The sequence below is a fragment of the Halobacterium sp. MBLA0001 genome (genome assembly GCF_049705385.1).
GTDB lineage: Archaea > Halobacteriota > Halobacteria > Halobacteriales > Halobacteriaceae > Halobacterium > Halobacterium salinarum.
In genome coordinates, this window is record NZ_JBNAMQ010000005.1 from 41607 (window position 1) to 62771 (window position 21165).

A 21165-nucleotide genomic window follows, 5' to 3' on the forward strand; every position below is an offset into this window, starting at 1 on the left:
GGAGAGCCAGTCGCTAGATTCAACTGATATACACTCGAGTTACGTGCCCCCCACAGCCGCACTGCTCGATGTATTCCCATTCTATATCGTTTGCATCGGCCATCTCGTCGAGGGCATCGTAGAGATATTCGGAGGGGTGGCCGTGGTTGCCGTGTGTGACGAGATTGACGTGGTGGCCCGGTTCCGTGTGGTCGATCGCGTTGATCGCCTGTGAGGTGACGAGGTCGATATCGTCGGCGTGCTGCGGTTTCTCGAGATTGGCTGACCACGAGTTGTCGTGCATGTGATCCGTGACTGATTGGGCTTCACCGTGGCCGTGATCGTGGTCGTCGTGAGTGCTCATGTACGTCTGTATAGAGGGGTCGAACCGGGAAAGCGACGAGCCCGAACATCTTCGGGGCCGCTTGGATGGTGCGCGGCTGGACAGCCAGCGCCTAGACGGAACGATGGAGGAAAATGACTGCGTAGGCGACTAGTCGGCCGGATCGAACACGTCTGGATTCTCCGGCCCGTCGGCAGAGACGACTGCGAGTGCGCCCTTGCGTGCGACCCGCGAGAGTGCGTGATCGACGAGCTTGACGTCTCCTGGCACGGGGAACGACATCGTCGCGACGCAGGCGCTTCCTGGAGCGACCGGCGTCGTCTGGACGTAACGCCTCGGTTCACTGGCGAGTGACCCCTGCTCCCAGACCTCGTCCCAGACGCTCCCGATAGGGTGGAAGCTGCTGAGCAGGTTCGGCCCGCCGACCGCATAGTAGACGCGCGCAGTCTCGCCCGTCTTCACGTTCATCTCGGCGTAGTTGTCCGGCGTGATCGCCTGCTTTTCACCGTTCATCAGGACGTACGTCGGATCCTCCATCGCCATCCGCGCGAAGTCGAACTCGTGGTGGCCCTCCTGTCCCGTCTTCCCGTTCGTGTAGAGTTCGTGCTGACCGAGGTAGAACTCGTGGTCCACCTCCGGAAGCCCCGCCTCCGGTTCGACGAGGATCATGCCGAACATCCCGCTCGAGATGTGGTAGTCGACGTTCGCCACCGCACAATGATAGACGAACGCCCCAGGGTACGTTACTTTAAACCGAAGCTGTTTCTCCTCACCGGGAGCGACCACCGTCGCCTCCGCACCCCCTCCCGGGCCACGGCAGGCGTGGAAGTCCACGTTGTGCGTCATCGAGTTATCCTCGTGATTGCGGATGGTCAGGTCGACGGTGTCACCCACGCGAGTGCGGATGAACGGGCCGGGAACCTGCCCGTTGAACGTCATGTACGGGAACGTGACGCCGGGTTCGACCTCGGCCACCTGCTCGAGGGTCTCCAGCTCGACCGAGACCGTCTTCGGCGTCGTCCGAGTGATAGGCGCCGGGATGTCCCGGGGGTCGGCTGCAATCCGGTCGGCGTCGACTGGCTTGGCTGGGCCGAGTTCCTCCTCAGTCTTCAGTTGGAGCGGCGCCGTCTCGACGGCGTCCTGTGGTGGAGAGCCGACGGTGCAGCCAGCTAACGCCATCGCCCCACCGAGACCAGCCGCCTGAAGGACCCGTCGTCGGGTCGTCGTGTACGTCATGGGTCGTGTTCCTCCACCTGAATATACCGAGAGAAACAACATATACCGAGACTCCAATTCCCAGACTTTGAGAGTTGGAATCTACGGTTATAGCTACCTCTCGTGTAGCTGTACATATGAGCGGGAGAGACACCTGCCCGGACGTCAACCGGCGCCAGTTCTTGAAGACTGCAGCAGTTCTCACGGCCGGTGGGGTGGCTGTTGGCTCCGCACAGCCAGTTGCTGCACAGCAGGAACCCGACCTCACGAGCTGGTTCAGCGACGTCTCGAACTACGAAGGCATCGTGGATGAGCGCGGGAACGCGGGTGTGACCGTGAAGGTCGGCGCCGAAGGGAACGGTGGTGGCTTCGCATTCAGTCCGCCAGCAGTACGAATCGACCCCGGGACGACGGTCGTCTGGGAGTGGACCGGCGACGGCGGGAGTCACAACGTCGTCGCTGAGGACGGTGCGTACGAGAGTGAAATGACGGGGACCGCAGGCGCCACGTTCGAACACACCTTCGATGCCGAGGGAGTATCCACCTACGCGTGCGTCCCCCACAAGGCGATGGGCATGAAAGGCGCAGTGATCGTCGGTGACGTGACTGTGGCGAGGCCCGAACCGGAATACTCGTACGTCGCACGGGAACCCGAGTACGGCGACTGGTTCGACGACGTCGACAACTTCGACAGAACGGTCGACATGCGTGGACAGAACGAGGTCCGTATCCGGGTCGGTGCCGCCGGAAACGGCGGCGGGTACGCGCTCTCACCACCCGCTGTCCACGTCGACCCAGGCACCCGCGTCATCTGGGAGTGGGTTGGTGACGACGGCCCTCACGAGTTCGCGGCGACCGACGGGGAGTACGCCAGTCCATCACAGACCGCCGGTGAGTGGGGACTCGTCTTCGACGGTGTCGGCATCAGCACGTACGCCTGTAAACCGCACGCCGAGAGAGGTATGAAGGGCGCAATCGCTGTCGGGGACGTCTTCGAAGGTGTCTACGATGTGACGACGAGCCAACTCGCAGTGCTTGGTAGTCTCGGGGCTGCCTTCCTCTCCCCCCTGGCATTCGCGGGGTTCCTCTGGGCTCGCGAACGGCGCGACGGGTGACCGCCACCGATCGGTCGGTGGCTGTACTCGACCATGTTCGGGACGACTGGTTAGGTGTCCGGATAGCTATCCTCGATCATGGAACGCTCCCTGTTCCGGGCGGATTGGCTCATACGAGAACAAACTGCGTCGACTGCGACAGGCCGACAACCGACGATAACCGAGACAGTCCGAGGGTGTCATAGAAGAGTTCTCATGGTTTGCTGAATCAGCTCTAACGAATTGAAAGCGCCGTACACTTGGTGCACGCTGTTTTTAGCTTGTCGTGAGGGTGTCATAGAACTCTTGTCACACCGTGATGATCGTGCTTCCCGGATTATCTCCTCGTTCGTAGTTGGTGATCGCAATAACGAGACGCAGACACAACGACAGGAACACTTGTGCTCGTGCATGGACGCGGCCTTGGGCGTGGACGTGCCCGAGGCCGCAGTCCTTGACTGCGTCGTTAGTTCGTTCGACGCCTGTCCGGCGGTTGTACGTCTCATCTAACGTCGATTGCTTCAACTTCACGTCCTTGCTGTGTTCTTTGATACGGTCTTCGACCCTGTACTCTATGTCCAGTGGATCGTCGGTGTTGCGTGCGTTGTACGGGGCGATTGGCACGACTCCTGCGGTCAGCAGGTAGTCGTGCCAATCGAGTGTGTCATAGGCGCTGTCTCCAAGCATCCAGATCGGAGTGTCGACGGCGAGCGCGTCACGCGTGACGCGCATCGCCGTCTCTTCTGGCGCTTGTTTGCTCTCGGTGAATTCCGCTGCAATCGGGATCTTTGAACCAGTCGAAACGATCGTGCAGCCGTAGCCGTAGTAGTACTCTTCAGCCGTTGGATCGTAGCATTTCGACGCGTCTTGATCGGCTGGCATCGTTCTCACGTCTGTCGAATCAATCGAGTAGGTCAAGTCGAGCAGGCCCCGCAAGGCGGCCTGCTCGACGAGGTGGTCGAAAATCTCGTCGATGACGTGTTCGAGATCGGTGAGGAAACGATCGACCGCGTCTCTCGACGGCGGTCGATCGAAGCCACAGCTGAGCCAGACGACTGTGTTGTTCAGTTCTCGCGCAACCGGACGAATGCCGTAGATATCCTTGTAGTAGCAGTGCAGAAACCCACGCATCATCTCGGGTGGTTCGTGGTCTCGTGTTCGCCCCGTCTCCGCCGGGGCGAACACGTCGAATTCTTCGAGAAACTCGAAGGAGAGATGCTCGAACAGCGCTAGCGTCTCCGTCTCCACGGCATTGAAGAACGTCTCTACCGTAGGATTATCTTGCAGGGTCGCTGGGCTCATACCACCTCAGCGTTCACCCTGCTCTCTGGTATGAGAACTGTTCTATGACACCCTCACAGAAAGGCTATACCAGCGGCAGCAAGTGGGTGATGTATGCCGGAATGCCAGAACTGCGGCAGCCACGTCACCGACGTCTACGCCCGCGTGTTCACCCCCGACGACGTGACGAGCCCACGCGCCTGCCCCAACTGTGAAACGGTCACGCGTGACCGCAACGGCATCCGTGAAAAACGAACCTAACCTACCTAAGACACAACAACAACCCACAGAGAGCGTGTCAACGGCCGATTGATCAGGTTCTTAGAGTTCAGCCGGTGGTCGGGATGTATTTCCCGCTCTGAGCGGGCAGAGAACATTAACCAACAGAATAGGTGGCGGTCGGGCTGTCTGTTGGTTAATCGAATGAGCTGGTCTCAGAACCCCCCGATGAATCGATAGGCGGGACTTGTTCCTCCCAGCCCGCCTCGGCGTAGGCATCATCGTCAGGCGTCCCCTCGAAGAGTCTCACAACGGCGTCAACAGACGTGAGCCGTGCCGTGAGTGTCTCAACCCGAACTGGGTCAACGTAGTAGATTCCGTCTGACCCCTCGACGAGGCCCTTCTCCTTGAGGTGCCTCATCGTCTTCGCTACGCTGGACTCATTGATGGCAGTCCGGTCTGCAATCTCGCGTGGGGAAAACCCGTATTCGTGATGCCTGACGAGAAAAGCAAGAGCTTCGTACTCGTTGGTGTCCGGCGTAACCGGGAAGGGCTCATCGTCTGTGAGCTCATCGACGGGAACTGGCATCTACAATACTACTAGGGACTACCTGTCATTATCATTTTCCCAGCGCTGTCTTCTCAGGTGATCTCTGGAAGCGTATCGGTCCGGGGGTCTCAACAGCCATCCAGAGCATTCCTGAACGCTGAGAGCGCAGCCGATAACGCCGATTCCATAGACAAAGATGGGGTCTCGAGTAAACCCCGATTCTAGCCGGGAAGATAATTCAAATCTCCTATTTCGGGGTTAGTGGTCAGCAGCGGGATGGGTGTCATCGTCGGTGTCGTCCTCGATGGGTTCGTAGTCGGCGTCTTTTCCGACTGGAGCGAATCCGGGGACGTAGCTGAACCGTTTCCCTGGCTCGCTCCGAAACAGCAACGGGAACGACCCCCGATCATCGCGGGCGCGATACTGGGGCTGCCATTCACCGAGTTCTACTATGGGCCGAGCAACCTGCGGCGCAGGCAATTCCGCACACTCCAGGTCTTTGAGTGTGAGTACCCGGACTTCGAGTTCACGCGCTAGTTTCTCCGTTCGAGGCGTCAGTTCAGTCGTGTGACAGAGCACTGGCATCGCCCGACAGGCAAACGCCACCGTACACAGCCGGAACAGCGCCGCCGGCGTAATCGGATCGTCCGTCCAGTCTTTGCACTGCCCGACGATCCAGTCGCTTGGCTCCTGGCGCTTGTCTCGTCGTCTGGCGACGACATCGACCTCGAGACTGAAGAGGTGCTGGCGTCTCCTCGCTCCGTATCCCCAGCGTTCGAGTGCGCGTTGGAGCTGGTACTCGAGCCATCGCCCACCACTATCGCCACGACCCCCAACGTGCGGGTCAACCTCGTCGACGCTGACGCCCTCCAGGTCGGCGAGCACCGGGCTTTCCTCCGGGACCCCTGGCAGGATGTCCCGCAGCGCTGTCGCGTACTCCAGGGCTGTTGTGAGCTTCTCAGTGGGTGCCTCGTCGTAGTGGTAGGCTGCCGGCTCGCCAGCTCGGAGTGAACGGATGAGCCACGACAGTTGCTGTTCGATACGCGTGACTGCCTCCGCATACTCAACTATCGAATCCGTGGGCTGGTCATCCGCCGAGTCATCATCTTCGTCTGGCTCGGGGAGCAGGCGGACGGCCTCGGTGATCGGCTCGTTCGCTAAGTACAGCAGTCGCTGGGCGAACAGTCGCTGATCGGTCGACAACGTGTGGTCAGTCTTGAGCGTTCCACGGAGCGATTCGACTGTCGCCGTGAGCGAGCACAGGCGGTCGGCGTACCCATCTGGGAGTGGCTCATCCGTCGTCATCGGTGAGCGGACTTGGGGTGAAGTGCTGGCGCGTCAGTGGGGTCTCTGAGAGTGACTGGACGACCGGCTGGCCCTGTTGCTGGAGATGATGAGAGAGTTCTTCCTCGTTGGTGATGGTGTACCACTGATGGCTATCGGCTCCTCGGTATCGGAGTTGGTCCTCGACAGCCACGAGGACGCCTGGATCGGCTGACTCGGTCGCGTCGAAGACGAGGACGTCTGGGTCCGGATTCGTCCAGGTACCGCGAATCCACGCAAGCTGCGTGTCGAGTGTCGGCGGGTCGACGGGATCTGGGTAGCGTGGCCCCGCGGGGGCACTGATCGCGACATCCCGGATGGTGTCGCGACGACAGGTGCGCCAGCCGGCGCCTGTCCACTCGCGTTCACGCCGCGTCCAACTATCACCGTCGCTGTCGGGTTCGAGAACGAGCCGTCGTGGTGGCGTCCTACGTGGCGTCCACTGGAGGATACACGACCCATCGCCGCGGCGTGACTCGTCGTCTGCTCGACAGTACTGTGCAAAGAGCGCAGCATCGATCTGCGAGCCTGCACGTCGCAGTACACCGACAGGGTCTGGGGCTGGCGTGGCTGCTGTCTCATCGGCGGTCTCGACCGCCTCAAACAGCCTATGGAGGCGGGCGTCGACGTTTCGAAGCACTGCGAGGGCGTGGGCTTGCGGGTCTGTCATGTCGCGTCCTCCGAGTCTGGCTTGTAGCAGGCCGTCTGCAGCCGGCGAATGTACTCGGCGAGCGGTTCCGTTGCGTCCGTCGCGGTCACCGTCTTCGAGCGGTCATCATAGTCGACCGCGCCGACTCCATCGAGAGTCTCGAGGTGTTGTTGGGTCAGCGCAATGTAGACGGATGCCCGCTCGTTACTGCCGACCTTGCTGGGATCGAGTTCGTTTTCGATAGCCGCGATTTCGACCGCCAGGTCGTCGACGGGAACGTCTCCACTCGAGCGTGAGAGGGACAACACGACGCGCCGCCGGCGACTGTTCGAGATCGCATCAAACGCCCCAGCAGGAGCCATCGGAATAGCGAGGGACGACGTCTCGTCGGTCGGCGCCGTCACTCAACTCGCCCCCGTTGATGCTGGTGTCGGTCGACCTCGCGGGCGCAGTCTCGAGGACGTACCCTCGTCAAGTCGGGGCTCGCCACCGCTGTCGCGCCGCAACGCATGTGACCCCGTAACTAGTTCGCTGAGTTGGCTGGTTGTGCTGTCGGCATCGGCGCTGCTGGTCGCTGTATTGCGCTGGGATGGAAGGTGTACGACTTGGTGTGTTCGTGGGTCGGTTTCCGGAGTGGGGCTCTGAGAGACAGAGTTATCACTCCTGACCCGGGTAATCTGGCTTGCTGTCATTGCTCTGGCAGCACGAGTCCGCCGGCGTCCCTGCGCCGGGGGATTCTACTGGAATCGTGCTATAGTGGTGGACGAGCGCATGTGACTTGTATATCAGTATCACAAACCCCGCACACCGGATTCGCGTCTCTAAACGCCGCTACCACTCGAACCACTCTACAACCTTAACTGTCTATTAAATTATACTCCACCCCCACGGTGGTCAAAAATCCACTCACAGCACCCCACACCAGAATATTCTCTGTCTTGTTTTACCGCCACCTAAGGAGGTCCTCAGACGCTCTCACGTGAATATTTCGCCAATATAACCCCACGCTCATGTGTAGCACATTGTTGATGGTGCGGAGTCTTGCAGTTCCACGGTAACACATAAACGATGGAAGTGTGCGTAACAGGCGCTCAGTTCAGCGGTTCCCTGGTCGGCTCTCGCTACCGCCACTGTATCAACAATCTCCTACTGAAGAGCGTAGCCCTACGTCAGACTCCGCGAGTCGTACAGTCAGGCGGACGCGTTCTTGTAGCCCTCAGTCATCTGAATGAGTTCGTCTGTCCGGTCGAGAAGTGTCTCCGGTTCCGACCGAAGGACAGGCTCGAGTTTCTTGACGGCGCGGAGATCGTCGGCTTCCACCTCCTCGTCCATTACGAGTTCGAGCAGGTTGCGGTCGGCATCGATTTCAGAGACGTGGCGAAGCGTGTCCTGTTCATCGATGCTCGCCTCAACCGGCGCTGGACACCACAGACACGTCTCACGATGCCGGGGCGTGTATTCACCGCACTCGAGGCACTTGACCGGAGCAATCTCGGCTCTACTATCGGACTCGTCGACCGGATGACCGTCCGCCGCTGCGATATGCTTTCCCGTCTCTCCGGCGAACGCCGAAATATAGTGACCGGCGGCGTCCGAGCCGCGCTGCCACCCGAAATGATTCTCTAAGTCAACCTGATTGATCTCCGTCCTCGACGCCAGAACACTTGCTCGCGACCGCCGGAAATTCCGTGGGTTGCACGGCTTCGTAATGTCTACGGCATCACGCGCCTCGTAGAAGGGATACCCGTACTGCGTGTAGCTAATCGATTCGTTCTGGGTGATCTTCGTCCAAACCAGCGTGCTGTCCGTGAGCCCACCCTCATCGTGAGCCGGGTGGTGCTCTTTCCAACGACGGAGATACGGCGCACCAACGTAGAGATAGACGTCGCGCGCGCCGGTCTTCGTATCCTCGGGAATTGAAAGAAGGACGTGGTCACCACGATCTTCGACGTCCCCCCACGTGAGATTCCAGAGCTCGCTCTCAGGGCGGCCACCCGACGACCACTGGACCGCTAAAATCGCCGGGTCTCGATAGTTGTATTCTTCACGCGCCTCAATCAGCGGGGTCACGTCTGACCAGCGTAGAATATCTGAGGCTGAGGGCGTCGGACTGTTCGTCGCGTGACTCGTTTTGAGGTCCGCAAACCGCTCTGGGAGGTCATCTGCGTCGTCGATGTCGAGCATCACCGACGCAAACTTTCGAAACGCATTGTAGTAGGAGTCCTTCGACGTGCCGGCCAGTGATTTCGAGGAGACCCAGGCTGTTATCTCGTCGACCGCGTCAGTACCAGTGGATTCGGACAGCGACTCAGTCAATCGTTGCGTCCCACGTGCGATTAAAAAGGCAACGTGGAGAACTGAGTAATGGCGATTCAAACGGATGTCCCCGGACTGGGCTCGGATGGTTTTGAGGTCTTCATCTAGAGTCTGTAGTGTCTCTCGGTCAGCAGAACAGAGCTCCGTACTCTCGGAGACCCGCTCTCGAAGACGTCGGAGATCCCGAGTTGCTCGCTCAGACATGGCAGGTAATTATAGTCGAAGCGGTATCTCGGATAAAGGTTCGTAATCCACCCATCTCAGGACATTCACAGACTGAATTCATTACTGGAATCCTCTACTCCAGACCGGAGGGCAAAAATCCAGCTTGTACAACTTGCTTATAAAGAAGGACTTCCGTCTGAAGGTCCCCAATCTCGACCGACGCCTCCCGGTATCCGTCATGCTGTCCGCGGCGACGCTACTCGTACGAAATCGAGAAGCCGCCCTCGGTGGAAGCGAGACACATCTGCACCTGCAAGTTACGCAATAGGAGCGTCGGTTGTTCAGTGCTCACAGCCTGCCAAATATGGTGTACATCGCCGCCCGAAGCTCATCCGAATCCGGCGCATCATCAACCAATAGTGACGGTCAGAGTCCCACGCTCCCACCCGATTACTCGGCGTCCGTGTCATCGACAATCCATTTGTGAAATCCAAAACAGCACTCTGAGACAGACGACGTGAGAACAACCGGATCACCGTCTAGGTGTGGAACGAACAGTGACCAGCAGCGGTCCCGGAGGACGTGAAGTCTTACTCGCGTCCCCCAACCGAGTTAATCACCTGACACCGCCGCTGTCAGCGTCTGCTGCGCTGGGCCCGCACCCGGCGGTGGTGACCCGATCCTCGCGACCGTCGACGACGGTTCATCTTCAGTGACGCCATCAACGTACACTCGGAGGAGGTGTTCGTACTGCTGTAAAATCGGATGAGCCTCCACCACCTCCGCAAACACTACTGGTGCTGAAAACGCCGCAATAGACGCCTCACTCGCCGTGTCCTCGCCAAGTTCACGGGCGGCACCAAGCAACACCTCATCCCACCGCCCTGTCCCCAGGCCGGTTGCCGCAATCTCCCCATCGTATTCCTCACGATACGGCTCACTCTGGCCGTTCTCCGGCACCCACCACGGCTCCAAATACGCTCGATACTCCCCTGGGCCTACCCGCTCGACGATGTCCAGCGCCCGCAACCGCTGCAAATACCGGTCAACCGAATTCCGCGAGGACACCGCCACAAGCTCCCCGCGACTCACCGCTCCGTGACTCCCAAGGAGTGCCCGGAGCATCTTCTGGAGCGCCAGCTTCGGCCGCTCACCATCGCCGAACAGCGACGGCAGCAGCCGGTTCGCCGGCAACGTCGCGATACCCCTCGCGAGCGCGCCGACATCCAGTTCGTCCGATGGGTCATCCTTCGATTCCAACGCCTGCATGACGGCTGCCACGTCGAACGGCGACGGCGCACGGTCCTGTGTCCCCAGCGCGGCGTGAACCACACGCACGAGCCGGTCGAGGTCCTGACGCGCCTCGGCGCCGAACCCTTTCTTCATCGCGAACGCCGCCACAATCCGCCGCGTCGTCGCCGCCCCGTTCGCCAGGGCCACTGGCACGTCCATCACCGCCGCGTCCTCACTGCCCTCCTGGATGCGGTCCCGAACCCGATGGTCTTCAGCACGCAGCGCGGCCTCGATTTCGTCGACGACCTCGTCACCGGCCTCGTCGACAGCAACCACCCACGAACACGTCAACTCCGCCTCCGGCTCCCCTGGGTCAATCTCATAGCCCAGCCGCCGTTTGAGCTTCTCCGCGCGCTGCTCGCGCTGCATCCGATAAATCGAATGCACACCATCCGACCCCCGGTAAACGCCTTGCTTCGCCACCACCGACCGGAAAAACTCTAGGAACCGGCCGTACCGGCCATCGTCGCGACGCAACTGGGCGGCGTCCGGCACCCGCAGATGCACCGTTAGATCGTAGCCGGCCGCGTGATACAGCGTCGTCGCCGTCGTCGCCAACCCGATCAGCTTCGACAATAATGCCGACCGCTGCTCGTGATCAAGCTCGTCGAACCGCCCCACCTCCTCGAGCAGCGAACACCGAACATCTTCAAGCCGCTCCCGGTACGACAGATAGTCGTCTTCCTCACGCGAACTCATCCACCCCAGTTGCGCGCCGAACGTCGCGACGTCCGCCAGCGCAGCATCAAACGCGTCGGCGCCGGCCCATAGATTCTCGAGGTTGCTTCCGAGTCGACTCCGGCGCAGAATCTTACTCCACGCCCGCCCGCCGAGTAAGGTTCCAACAAGACGTGCCAACGTTCCCAGCGGATTCCCCCACTCCAGGACCACCGACACATCGTCGTCGAACGACGGCCCACCAGACAAGTAGGAAACGCGGCTATCCTCGAAGTCCTGGAGGTTTGCGTCCTCTACGACCGAAACACCCTCCGTACACCGCCCAGCCTGCAGTTGGTGGTGGAGCGTTGCCGGCTCGATCTCTCGAGGCGCGTTTCCACTGCTGTATCGACCGAGGAACCGCGTGTAGCCGTCTTCCTCGGCGTCACCGGTCGCCGCGAGGAATGACTCGGCACCAGAGACGCGGTCGTCGCCCGGCCGGGGGGCGTCCCGGCCCGGGTCTTGGCTGGGTTGGGGAGTACACTCTCTTGTATCGCGGTTGGGGGACTGAGTAAGACTCGCCTGCGCGGGAGTCTGGACGGCCCCCTCAGTGTCGACGTAGTCGGCGATAGACGCCCCAAGCGCGGTTAGGAAGACCGTACTGGGGCGAGTGGTATCATCGATGGTGACGAACCCAGCATCCACCAGCTCGTCGACGTAGGCGTAGATGCTGCCCTCGGAGAGGTCGACGTCGTCGTCGGCAGCGAGGTCACCACGAGTCGCGCCAGCGGCCGAGAGATTGCCGAGGATGCGCGTGTAGCCCGTCCCCGACCACTCACGGTCCCGAAGGATATCCCAGGCCTGACGCGCGAGTGCGGCGTCCGCATCGCCAGCTGTGTCGGGTGCAGCCGGGGGGGAGGTCTCGGTGGTGTCGGTAAGACTGAGATGCCGGCGCGTCCACTCACGGTGGTCGTCGAGGAGGAGTGTCTCCATGCGCGGTGTCGAGAACACCAACTGGATGTCCAGGGCGTCCGAGAGGGCGTCCAGCGCGTCGAGCGAGCGCGCCCGCGTCTCCTGCCGTGTGCCAACCCATTCGCCCTCGTTGAGCGTTACAGCGGCCTGTGGCGCCACCTCGAGGGACTCAAGGAGTGCGGCCGGGCCAGCCCGGAGCGCTGCCCGGCCAGCGTTGACCAACCCACGACCCGTCCCAATCCGCGTCAGCGAGTTCGGAGCGTCATCAACGGCGACGCCATCGTCGTCGACGGCACGGACAGTGAACGCCACAAGGTCACGGACCCACGCGCGGACCTCGACGGGCGCCTGGCGGTCACCATCGATCTCAACGGTCCCAGGGTCGATCTCAAGCGTATCGAGGAGTGCCGTCGCGATGGCTTCGGTGTCCCGCTCGTCGAGGGCAACGGTGTCCTGGTCGATGGTCCACTGGGCGACGGCGGCCGTGAGTGTCGGAAGGAGGTCCTCGAGGAGGCTGGGAATCCAGCGCCGCAACTGGGGCTGCAACCCACGATAGACGACCGTCGTCGAGAGATCCGTCTGGCCGTCCCGTTCAGGCGGAATGCGCGAAATCCCCGGATCGCCAGCTACGGGAAGGGCGACTCCAAGCGGGTCAAAGGTGGGGTTTGCGTGCCCAGAATCGGGGTCCTCGGCGGCAGAATCCGGGGCTGTCGTCGATTCCCGGGTATTGTACAGCAGGTCGGCGGCATCGTCGGCGCCGAGATGACGGAGAACCACCTCCTCGTCGATGAGTGATGAACGGGCGGCATCATCAAGAGAGTCGTGGGTGGCGAGGGCGTCGTCGACGGTGGCACGGTACTGCTCGCGAGCGCGTGGGCCGCTCCGGCTCGCGAGAATCTGGGTGCGTTTCTCGATGAGCATGTCGCGATCCGTGTCCTCGGCGAACTTGCGGAGCGTCTGGGTCCGGTAGGTACTCCTGCAGCGGGGGCAGGTCGTGGTGTCGCGAGTGGGCGCGGTGAGCCAGAGCTCCTCGCAGGTCGAGCAGCCGACGAGCCAGCGCGGATGGTCTCCGGACATGCCGGGGGGGGGGGGGGTGTCCGAGAAGTTGTGTGCTGACGACTCCCAGGGAGGTCGTCGTACCCAAGACCATCTACCTTCGAGGATAGCCGCTGGTGACTCTCGGCCAAGAGAGTCGCAGAGCCACGGCTGAGGGCGAAAGCTATTAGGTCATGGGCCCGCGAGAACCAGATGTTGAGTTCGGGTTCTCTTGCCGTCGAGGACTAGCCATCCTCGGCGGTGAAACCAATTTTTCACCGACCAGAGGCATCCCCGACGACTAGGGCACGTCGTGCGGTTAGCCTACCTTAGTTGCGTAGCCTTTGCCACCCCGGGCATAAAAAGCTGTGTCGGACATCTCCCGGTTACTTGTTGCGTGGATCGCCGACAGGCACGTCGCCGTACTCCGGACAGGAGACCCAGCCCTGGCCAAACGCAGCGCCAAATCCCTCGTCTGGGCGCCACTCATGCTCCTCGCCACAATTCGGGCACTCCACGAACGGCGGGTCGATCTCAACTGCCTCTTGTTCCATGTAGTGGTTTCCTTGGTATGCTTCGCAGTGCTGGCAGACGTTTCCCCACACCTCTTTTCCAAGCGTGTTGCTGTAGACACGTTCGACAGGAGTGTCGTACTTTGCAAGCACGCCGCCAATAGGCGTGTCTAGGTGGTCGTCGCGGGGCCAGACTATTGGCGTCTGTTCACCACACTGCCAGCACTCGGTCTGCCACGTCAGCAACTTGTCTTGATCGACAGGAAGGTCATCGGGAAACATGTCGCCTCGCTGTTCGCTACCGGCATATTTGATTGCTTGGCACTATTGACTTCTGCAAGTGTCGATAACCCTTGAACTCCATTGCTAAGTGTAGGTCGTGGCCCTGCCGAATCACAGTATTTCGTCACTCTCGTACCACCGCCACAGGTCGAGCCCACCCACGCAAACCAAGAATAGCGAGAGAGGAACGAGGAGATAGAATGGGTCCACACTGACTATAATCAGATTCCAAGAGTGAGTTCCCGGCGAGGCATACAGGACAGCGCCAAGAAGAATGGCGACACCACCAATGACGTTAGAAAGGTGCCAGAACCACCCGTCGGCGCGAACGATTGTATTCCCGATAGCATCCATACGGGTGTTTATAACTGGATTCGAGATAAGACTGGTGACGAGCGGAGCGGTTCTAGGGATAACATTGTAAATTGACATCTGTAAACTCGCAGACCTACTTATCGGCGTGTTCGCTGTAGAGATGTGTGAAATCAACACCGTGGAAAGCGTTCTATGGCACCCTCGAACGGACCTGGCCTCGACTGAATCGTGCTTTCTCGAAACTGACCAGATCTGACGAACCCTCACCAACAATCCTCTACCCACGTGCACTAGCGAGAGTAGGCCCGGTGAGACAGAACGGATTTACGCTCGTCGCGTCGAGGCGAACCATGGCGCGCGACGAGGAGACGCCCCGGGATTACGACCGAGAATACACGTCGTCGGTCGGGCAGCGCGTTCGTCGCCGAATGGGATACAGCCACACGAGTGGCCATGTAACTCGGTTCGTCGTCCAACTTGAATATCAACTCGAGGACGGCGAGTGGGCGGCTGTCGTTCGATCGGACCACGACCCAGAAAGCAAGCATGGCCACAACGTTGCCGAGGAGGGCGTCCACCTAGACGTCTATCGAGACGGTGAGAAGCTTCGGTCAGAAGAACTGTTCCCGTCGATGCAGCCGAGTGAGGCGCTCACGTACGCCGAAGACCATATAGCAATGCACGCCAAACGCTACGTCAAGAGGTTCGAGGAATGGCACGAAATCAGGACCCAGTGACCGACGAGGAGTTCGACGAGCTCCGTGAAGAGATGGACGAGCAGCGCGACCAACTGCACGAGGATCTCGCAGATGATCTTGGCGGAGACTCTGACGATTACGACGTCCGTCACGATGTCGGCGACTCGTCCTCAAGTGAGGAAGCGGTCACCGACGGCGGCAAGTAGTTCGACAGCCCTGTTTTCAAGCCGTCTTCCCCGGAGGGTGCGTTCCAGAAGTACCCGTTCAGAACGGTGAGACGAGAGAGCTGAGAAGCGCCGTAAACGCTATTTCGCTTTATAGAATCTACACGCTTCTCAGCCGCATGTTTTGGTTACTGAATCCGATTACAGGTTACGTATACTGTTTCAGTAACCACCAGTCTGCTCTAGCGCCTTCTGCTGTTCAGCTTCTGTTGCATCCTTGCGCACTTCCGGAAGAGCCTCCCGGAGTCCAACACGAATCAGCAGCCGGGCAAGGTCACTCTGCGAGACCGCGTCTTCCGTATTAACGTCGTCGTCGAGAACGGTACTAATCCGCTGGGCAGCTTCGCCGAGCTCGTCAACGTCATCGAGGCCGACGAGGAGTGCCTTCAGTTGCGCGTCGCGGAAGTTGATGTTCTCCGGTGACTCGCCATTCTCGATGGCGAGGAGAGCATCTTTGATCGCGGTGACGCGGTCGACAGCGACGTCCTGGTCCTCCTCGACGCTGGTTGCCTGTGAGGTGTGGCGCTTCTGTTCTTTCGCCGCCTGGAGCGCTTCCTCGGCGTCGACGTCGGATTGTTGGTCAGTCATGATTACTGGAGTTCGAGGTGATCGAGCAGGGTGGTGGTATTCGTTCGGTATGCCTCGCGAGCGCGCTTGCCCGTCTGGTACAACTCGTCATCGTCTGCTGCGAACAGCGTCCGCCCCTCGGATTGGAGGTTGCCGATGTTCTGGCTGTCTGCCACCGGCTCGCCGGCGACATCGGGATAGGTTTCCTCGAGATCGTCGACGAACTCGCTGGATTGCTTTGTCGCTCCGGAAATCATCGTCGGGATGACCATCGAAAGGTGGGGATGGACGTCATATGCGTCGAGGACATCGCGAAGGTCCTCACGGATCGCTTCGAGGTCCTCCCGCAGGCTATCGAGTTGGTCGCGTTCGAACGCACCAGGGCAGAGTGGCGTGACAACATGTTCGGCGGCGAAGATGCCGTTGAGAGCAATGTTGTCTTCTTTGCCAGGCAAGTCCAGAACGACGAGGTCGTAGCGATCTGCGAGCTGTTCGCTGATGAACGAGTCAAGTTTCAGGTAGCGATCTTCGACAGGGACGGAAGCAAGGTTATTGTCGGCGCCGCTGATGCCGGTGTCGGCGGGAATCAGGTCGGGGCCTTCGCCAGTGTCGTAGACCATGCGGTCGACAATATTTGGGATGTTGTTGACGATGAAATCCCAGTCATCGCCGAAGACTGCGGAGATCGGGGCGTCAGGGTCGTCAACAGCGTCGACGATGCCGAATTGAGTGGCGAGGTCGTTCTGGGTGCCGGCAAGGTCCAGGAGGACAACGTCGAGGTCATGGTCGATTGCAGCAGCTGTGGCGACGTGGGCTGCTGAGGTTGTTTTTCCGACGCCTCCCTTTTGGACGTAGAAGGCGGCGCGCGCTGTGTTACGAGTCACGGTTACAGTAACCGTAACCACGTTACATAAAGATACGTCAGACGCTCAGTATCTGCCGGTATTCGCGACGTTGATGCTGGAGAGATGCAGGTATCTGGCTTTGGTGAAACCCTCAGTCACCGATAGATCTGGGCTCTCAATTGCTAAGTACATATGAAGTACTGAACAGGCGAAAATTTTTGTTGAGATACAGTTATTGTGTATCCTATGACAGAGGCGATATTAGTGAAACAGGAGGTTGAACCGGAGAAAGTCTCAAAGCTGAACGGATGGCTGAAGGAAGTCAGCAACCGAACAGACGAGGTCGTCGAAACCCTACAGGACGAAGACGTAGCAACGGAGTCAGTATTCCTTGAGGAATCCTCTCACGGGACGTTTCTGGTGACCTATATGGAAGCCGAGGACGTTCAGGAGGCACAGGAAGCGTTTGCGGAATCAACCCACGAAATCGATGTAGAGCATAAGCAGGTTCTCCAAGAGTGTCTTATATGCAATCAAGCAGTAGAGAGCCTTCAACCGGTGTATCACATCGTAAATCCAGACCGGTAACTTCGCACATCTACTTAGCGACTGTTCCAGAGACGAGAGTGTCGCACTAATAGAGTTCAACAAAGCCAGTGGCGTGGCTATTGATGCGTGTCAGGCTGCGTACAGCCCTTCCATAGATTCTCGAGGCTGCACGAGAGACCGGGACGAAAAGGACGGTCGAGCGGGTAAGAGACTGCTGCCTGTAACCAGTAACCGTAACCAGTAACCGCGTTGTGCGACCGTTGGTTCAGTGGCTATAGGAATGGAATCAGAACCCTAAATAAAGCAGGAGATTGGATATAAAGTAGCCCGTGCGTCCGTTTAACGCCGGTGACTCAGAGTACACCCGCTCTATCGCTATTGACGCCAGCACTATTGACGGGATAACGGTCACAACGGCAGTTCTCTCGGAGCGCGACGACGAGCTCCCCGTGCTTGATAGTATCTACGAAGCAGCGGACGGTTACGCATTCCGACCGTTTCAGGACAAGTCTCATCGTCTCAACTACGAGGAGAGCATCGACTTTTTCGAAGCAGTCACCGACCAGAACAAGGACCGAGTGATCGCAACCTCGCACTTGGGGCAGGACGGTTCGAACCCGGAACGTGTCGAAGCAGTTCAGTCTGCGGTGTTGGTGAATGAGCTAGCTGCTGACGACGCTCTCGTTATTCTCGACGGGGCTGCCGATAAGGCAGACAGATTTGGGCGGGCTTACCACGGGATTTCCGAAGATGTCCCGCCAGTCGTGACATGCATTCAGTCAGAATACTACTATCCTGCTTCACTCCTTGCCGACGTTTCCGCGAATCATCTTGCCCGGCAGATCGACCATCCTCGACACTGTTCAGCGGTTGATCCTGAAGCGCCGCAAACGAAGGAAGATTTCAACGACCGATGGGGGAGTGCGTATAATTCGCTGTTCACCAGCGCCAATCCGGTCGAAGTTGAGCCGATAACGCAGCGCCGTGCCGAGTCGGTTGAGAGCCGTGTGAACTGTTGGTATCGAGGTTGGATGGGCGGGGGTAGTCCTGACGAATTCAATCGTTCGCTTCGCCCGGTTGCAGGGTATGCCAGGCGTCAGGGCTACGAGGAGCTAGCGTCACGACTATCGGAGATTTAGAGTCAGGTGGGATTGCTGCACCCACGTCCATCGTCGACGCCCGTTGGCTTGCGCCTCAGGGCTTACGGGTCATGGTCATACAGCCTCCACGCGGCACCTTCCGCGCTCACCTAGAACACATTCCCGCGTTCATATAGAGGTTTTGGAGAAACTGCCTGCCGTAACCTGTAACCGTAACCAGTAACCAAGCGACGAACGTCTCATTCTTAGTCATATAAGGCTAGAAATTCCGGGGATGGGCCGATTGTATACGGCTTTCGGACTTGTGTAACGCTAAAAGTAAGAGTTCTATATACTATGATGTAAGGCATCGGCAGAGAGTATGACGAACAGATTTTAGTAGTACGGTTTCTAAGTGTAATACAAGTATGTCCAGTAGTACTGATGGCGGGGAAGTCATCCGCGTGTCCAAGAAAGGACAGGCGACGATCCCCAAGAAGTTGCGGGAACGGTTCGGTATCGACACGCCGGGGAAGGTACTCATCCACGAAGAGGAGGGGAAAATCGTAGTCGAACCACTCCCCTCCGTCGAAGAGATGCAGGGCGTCCATGCTGGGCGCTACGAAACGGGCGACGTCCTCGAGCATCTGCAGGAGATGGACGAAGAAGACAAGCACCTCGAACGTGAGCGCGACGAGAGCCTCGAAGAGCGACATCAATGACGGACTACGTCTTCGACACAGAGCCGCTCATCGCATACTTCTACGATGAACCGGGCGCTCAGGACGTAACCGAGCGACTGCAGGCAATCGAAAGCGAAGCGGCGAGTGGCGCAATCTCCCACGCCACCGCAACCGAGGTACTCTATAAGATAGCGCGTCTTGAGACCGGTGACCCGAACCAAATCCCGCCTAGTGACGACGAATTCGAGACCGGCGAGCAGGATCTACGTGTTCTTCGTGGCTATGGCGTGACAGTCGAGACACCCCCCTGGAGTAGTGTAGCCAGAATCAAAGGCGCAGGCGGTATCTCACTCGGCGATTCATATGCTGCCGCGCTGGCGCTCGAGGAACAAGCAACACTCGTCGTCGGAGCGGACCCCGAGTTCGGTGACCTGTCGGAGGATGTCGACGTGCAGCAAATCCGCGAAGAACCGGCCTGATTCTGTTCTGGGCACCTGTTTCTACCGCTCCAACCCTACCCTCGCGTCCCGGAAACCAACTTCCTCGCTGGCGTATCCTTCAGTTTCACCGATTTTCGCTACGTGTGATCAGTGAACCATCGGGGGACCGTAGGCGTCGGCCCAGCAGCGACGATGGCGTACGCCTGCTCCTGTCCACGGTCTTAACCAACAGTCGCCGGTTCCATTGGTCCGATTGTTGGTTAACCACCAAGCGCGAACCCGCCGGCAACCGCCACACCGGCGACCACGGCGCCGAGCACAAGCAGGGCGTAGTTCACTATCGGGTTCGCAGCCGTGACGACGTCGAGCGTGTACTTCTCGCCACGTACGGGCGCGAACGGACGGACACCGGTCGGTGTGAGCACGTCGGCGAGGATGTGAGCTACCACGGTGAGGGTCCCGACGACGGCGCCGAACAGTCCCGTCCCGAGTGCGGCCAGCACCCCACGGGACGCCCCCAGTAGTAGGCCACCGACACCGACGACCGTGCCGACAGCGAGCGCGAACCACACGGTATGTGTTGGTCCTCGGTGTTTCACGCCGGGGATTCGTTGATCGACGTCGGGAAGCATGGCCCCGCCAACGACGACGACACCACCGAGCACTCCGAGCGTGGTGTAGCCGAGCGCAGTCAGGATGAACACAATGGGCGCGTAGGCGACCAACGCCGCGCCGTAGTGGCCTTTTTGATGCATGGGTTAGTAGTTTTGGAGCCACTCTGGCCCGCCGTAGGCGTCGACGTAACACTGTTTGTGTGCCGGCTCGCCTCTCGGGTTCGGGACAGCATTCTCGAGCGGGACGGATTCACCGCAGAGGTCGCACTCAGCTGTATGCCCTGCCTGCCGGGCGTCCGGTGAGAGGTTCTTTGTCTCGACATAGAGCTCTTGGAGCGAGCGTGGCGTCAGCCGGACAAGGACTTTCTCGCGGTCATCCTCATCTCGCTGTTCCGGCGTGTACGTGAGCACCCAGTCTTGCCCTTCCTCGCCGTCGCCGCCCGGTCCCAGCGAGATCGTCTGTGCGAGTTCGTCTGGAACGTAGTGCCACTCGTTATCCCTGAACCGCGGGTAGTGCCCCGCCGGTCGCGGGTTCTCGGGATCGACGTCGTCCTCGGTCATGCGAGCCCCGCCTCCTCGAAGGCGTCGTTGACGACCTCGGCCGTCGGGGCATTGAGGTATGGTTCGATGGCCTGGAAGGAGTCCCAGCCACCGACGGCCATCACGACACGGGGATTCATCTGCCGGTCGACGAGGAGACGCTGGGCGAAGCGTCGACGGAGGTCGTGCGAACTCACGTACTGATAGTCGTCGTCGCCGGTTTCGGCGGCTGCACGCTCGGCGGTACGCTTCACGACGTCGCGGACGCCCCGCTCGGTGAGATCGATCAATAAATCGTCTGGCGCTATATCTTCGGCATTCTGGTAGCGATGGATATCACCCTCGACGTCGGCCGGGAGATAGGCGTCGCGTGGCTTCCCGCCGTTCCCAGTCGTGTCCTTGCCCTCTGGCACCCGGAGCCGGTAGTGGTCGCCGTCGGGTGTGCGTTTCACGTGCTCCGGGCGGATCTGGGGGATTTCGAAGGCTCGGAGGCCGACGTAGCCACCGAGCTGGATGATGAGATCGTCGCGATGGTTCGCCGCCGTTCGGCGGAGTTCGTCGAGTTCGGCGTCGGTCATCCAGACCTTGTATTCGTCCGCTTTCGCGGTCGCCTCCAGTCGCATAGGTACTTCTAAAACAACCTTGCACCATATATCTGTCGAGCATCAGAAACGGTGGTGTGTGATCGGCCGATTAGGCCATTTCAGGGGGTATCTGCGGTTTGCT

At 59.8% G+C, this 21165-nt stretch carries 24 protein-coding genes; 8 read left to right on the plus strand and 16 right to left on the minus strand.

The window, feature by feature from the left end:
* Positions 1–19: 19 nt before the first annotated feature.
* Together ACOZ32_RS00800 and nirK are read right to left on the minus strand one after the other, a co-directional pair.
* Positions 20–343 carry a CGCGG family rSAM-modified RiPP protein gene (locus ACOZ32_RS00800; protein WP_424334821.1) on the minus strand — a complete coding sequence of 108 codons (324 nt, stop codon included), beginning with the start codon at positions 341–343 and terminating at the stop codon, positions 20–22.
* Positions 344–472: 129 nt separating this feature from the next.
* Positions 473–1558 carry a copper-containing nitrite reductase gene (gene nirK / locus ACOZ32_RS00805; protein ID WP_424334822.1) on the minus strand — a complete coding sequence of 362 codons (1086 nt, stop codon included), beginning with the start codon at positions 1556–1558 and terminating at the stop codon, positions 473–475.
* A 116-nt stretch (positions 1559–1674) separates the two neighbouring features.
* Here nirK and ACOZ32_RS00810 point away from each other — a divergent pair, with 116 nt between their 5' ends.
* Complete coding sequence (locus ACOZ32_RS00810; RefSeq protein WP_424334823.1) at positions 1675–2652, plus strand: halocyanin domain-containing protein; 978 nt, start codon at positions 1675–1677, stop codon at positions 2650–2652.
* A gap of 288 nt (positions 2653–2940) precedes the next feature.
* On the opposite strand, the gene ACOZ32_RS00815 is transcribed toward ACOZ32_RS00810, so the two are convergent.
* Positions 2941–3933, minus strand: a complete 993-nt coding sequence (locus ACOZ32_RS00815) for an IS5-like element ISNpe16 family transposase (RefSeq protein WP_424334824.1) — start codon at positions 3931–3933, stop codon at positions 2941–2943.
* Between the two features lie 93 nt (positions 3934–4026).
* Between ACOZ32_RS00815 and ACOZ32_RS00820 the strand changes: the two genes are divergently transcribed.
* The gene (locus ACOZ32_RS00820) at positions 4027–4173 is read left to right on the plus strand and encodes a DUF7563 family protein (protein ID WP_424334825.1); all 147 of its coding nucleotides are present in this window, start codon (positions 4027–4029) and stop codon (positions 4171–4173) included.
* 154 nt (positions 4174–4327) lie between these two features.
* Here ACOZ32_RS00820 and ACOZ32_RS00825 read toward each other — a convergent pair whose 3' ends face one another.
* The 8 genes from ACOZ32_RS00825 to ACOZ32_RS00860 form a co-directional block, all read right to left on the minus strand.
* The gene (locus tag ACOZ32_RS00825) at positions 4328–4720 is read right to left on the minus strand and encodes a MarR family transcriptional regulator (protein ID WP_424334826.1); all 393 of its coding nucleotides are present in this window, start codon (positions 4718–4720) and stop codon (positions 4328–4330) included.
* A 219-nt stretch (positions 4721–4939) separates the two neighbouring features.
* The gene (locus tag ACOZ32_RS00830) at positions 4940–5986 is read right to left on the minus strand and encodes a hypothetical protein (RefSeq protein ID WP_424334827.1); all 1047 of its coding nucleotides are present in this window, start codon (positions 5984–5986) and stop codon (positions 4940–4942) included.
* Entirely contained in the window at positions 5973–6674 is a 702-nt protein-coding gene (locus ACOZ32_RS00835) for a hypothetical protein (protein ID WP_424334828.1), read from the minus strand. Before ACOZ32_RS00835 ends, ACOZ32_RS00830 begins: the two co-directional genes overlap by 14 nt.
* Positions 6671–7015 (minus strand): DUF7344 domain-containing protein, encoded by a 345-nt coding sequence (locus tag ACOZ32_RS00840; RefSeq protein ID WP_424334829.1) that lies wholly within the window; start codon positions 7013–7015, stop codon positions 6671–6673. The genes ACOZ32_RS00835 and ACOZ32_RS00840 overlap by 4 nt, the downstream gene beginning before the upstream one ends.
* An 829-nt stretch (positions 7016–7844) precedes the next feature.
* Positions 7845–8969 carry a site-specific integrase gene (locus ACOZ32_RS00845; protein ID WP_424334830.1) on the minus strand — a complete coding sequence of 375 codons (1125 nt, stop codon included), beginning with the start codon at positions 8967–8969 and terminating at the stop codon, positions 7845–7847.
* Between the two features lie 777 nt (positions 8970–9746).
* The gene (locus tag ACOZ32_RS00850) at positions 9747–13133 is read right to left on the minus strand and encodes a DUF5817 domain-containing protein (protein ID WP_424334831.1); all 3387 of its coding nucleotides are present in this window, start codon (positions 13131–13133) and stop codon (positions 9747–9749) included.
* Between the two features lie 344 nt (positions 13134–13477).
* Positions 13478–13885: a hypothetical protein gene (locus ACOZ32_RS00855; RefSeq protein WP_285255690.1), complete on the minus strand. Its 408-nt coding sequence runs from the start codon at positions 13883–13885 to the stop codon at positions 13478–13480.
* Positions 13886–13996: 111 nt separating this feature from the next.
* Positions 13997–14239 carry a hypothetical protein gene (locus ACOZ32_RS00860; RefSeq protein ID WP_285255689.1) on the minus strand — a complete coding sequence of 81 codons (243 nt, stop codon included), beginning with the start codon at positions 14237–14239 and terminating at the stop codon, positions 13997–13999.
* A 311-nt stretch (positions 14240–14550) separates the two neighbouring features.
* On the opposite strand from ACOZ32_RS00860, the gene ACOZ32_RS00865 reads away from it, so the two are divergent.
* Together ACOZ32_RS00865 and ACOZ32_RS00870 are read left to right on the plus strand one after the other, a co-directional pair.
* Positions 14551–14937: a DUF7718 family protein gene (locus ACOZ32_RS00865; RefSeq protein WP_285255688.1), complete on the plus strand. Its 387-nt coding sequence runs from the start codon at positions 14551–14553 to the stop codon at positions 14935–14937.
* Positions 14913–15104: a hypothetical protein gene (locus tag ACOZ32_RS00870; protein ID WP_285270743.1), complete on the plus strand. Its 192-nt coding sequence runs from the start codon at positions 14913–14915 to the stop codon at positions 15102–15104. Before ACOZ32_RS00865 ends, ACOZ32_RS00870 begins: the two co-directional genes overlap by 25 nt.
* A gap of 180 nt (positions 15105–15284) precedes the next feature.
* On the opposite strand, the gene ACOZ32_RS00875 is transcribed toward ACOZ32_RS00870, so the two are convergent.
* Positions 15285–15710: a hypothetical protein gene (locus tag ACOZ32_RS00875; protein WP_285255686.1), complete on the minus strand. Its 426-nt coding sequence runs from the start codon at positions 15708–15710 to the stop codon at positions 15285–15287.
* A 2-nt stretch (positions 15711–15712) separates the two neighbouring features.
* The gene (locus tag ACOZ32_RS00880) at positions 15713–16573 is read right to left on the minus strand and encodes a ParA family protein (RefSeq protein WP_285255685.1); all 861 of its coding nucleotides are present in this window, start codon (positions 16571–16573) and stop codon (positions 15713–15715) included.
* Positions 16574–16780: 207 nt separating this feature from the next.
* Here ACOZ32_RS00880 and ACOZ32_RS00885 point away from each other — a divergent pair, with 207 nt between their 5' ends.
* The 4 genes from ACOZ32_RS00885 (at position 16781) to ACOZ32_RS00900 (ending at position 19324) form a co-directional block, all read left to right on the plus strand.
* Positions 16781–17122 carry a DUF6176 family protein gene (locus ACOZ32_RS00885; protein WP_285255684.1) on the plus strand — a complete coding sequence of 114 codons (342 nt, stop codon included), beginning with the start codon at positions 16781–16783 and terminating at the stop codon, positions 17120–17122.
* Positions 17123–17412: 290 nt separating this feature from the next.
* Positions 17413–18222, plus strand: coding sequence for a hypothetical protein (locus tag ACOZ32_RS00890; RefSeq protein ID WP_285255683.1), 810 nt, complete (start codon positions 17413–17415; stop codon positions 18220–18222).
* Between the two features lie 368 nt (positions 18223–18590).
* Positions 18591–18884: an AbrB/MazE/SpoVT family DNA-binding domain-containing protein gene (locus tag ACOZ32_RS00895; RefSeq protein WP_285255569.1), complete on the plus strand. Its 294-nt coding sequence runs from the start codon at positions 18591–18593 to the stop codon at positions 18882–18884.
* Positions 18881–19324: a PIN domain-containing protein gene (locus ACOZ32_RS00900; RefSeq protein ID WP_285255570.1), complete on the plus strand. Its 444-nt coding sequence runs from the start codon at positions 18881–18883 to the stop codon at positions 19322–19324. The genes ACOZ32_RS00895 and ACOZ32_RS00900 overlap by 4 nt, the downstream gene beginning before the upstream one ends.
* A gap of 221 nt (positions 19325–19545) precedes the next feature.
* Here the strand turns inward: ACOZ32_RS00900 and ACOZ32_RS00905 are convergent, their stop codons facing one another.
* Genes ACOZ32_RS00905 through ACOZ32_RS00915 form a run of 3 tightly spaced genes read right to left on the minus strand, consistent with a single transcriptional unit; the run spans position 19546 to position 21062 of the window.
* The gene (locus ACOZ32_RS00905) at positions 19546–20040 is read right to left on the minus strand and encodes a metal-dependent hydrolase (RefSeq protein ID WP_285255571.1); all 495 of its coding nucleotides are present in this window, start codon (positions 20038–20040) and stop codon (positions 19546–19548) included.
* Between the two features lie 3 nt (positions 20041–20043).
* Positions 20044–20460: a hypothetical protein gene (locus ACOZ32_RS00910; RefSeq protein ID WP_285270792.1), complete on the minus strand. Its 417-nt coding sequence runs from the start codon at positions 20458–20460 to the stop codon at positions 20044–20046.
* The gene (locus ACOZ32_RS00915) at positions 20457–21062 is read right to left on the minus strand and encodes a site-specific integrase (RefSeq protein WP_136361758.1); all 606 of its coding nucleotides are present in this window, start codon (positions 21060–21062) and stop codon (positions 20457–20459) included. Before ACOZ32_RS00915 ends, ACOZ32_RS00910 begins: the two co-directional genes overlap by 4 nt.
* Positions 21063–21165 lie beyond the last annotated feature (103 nt).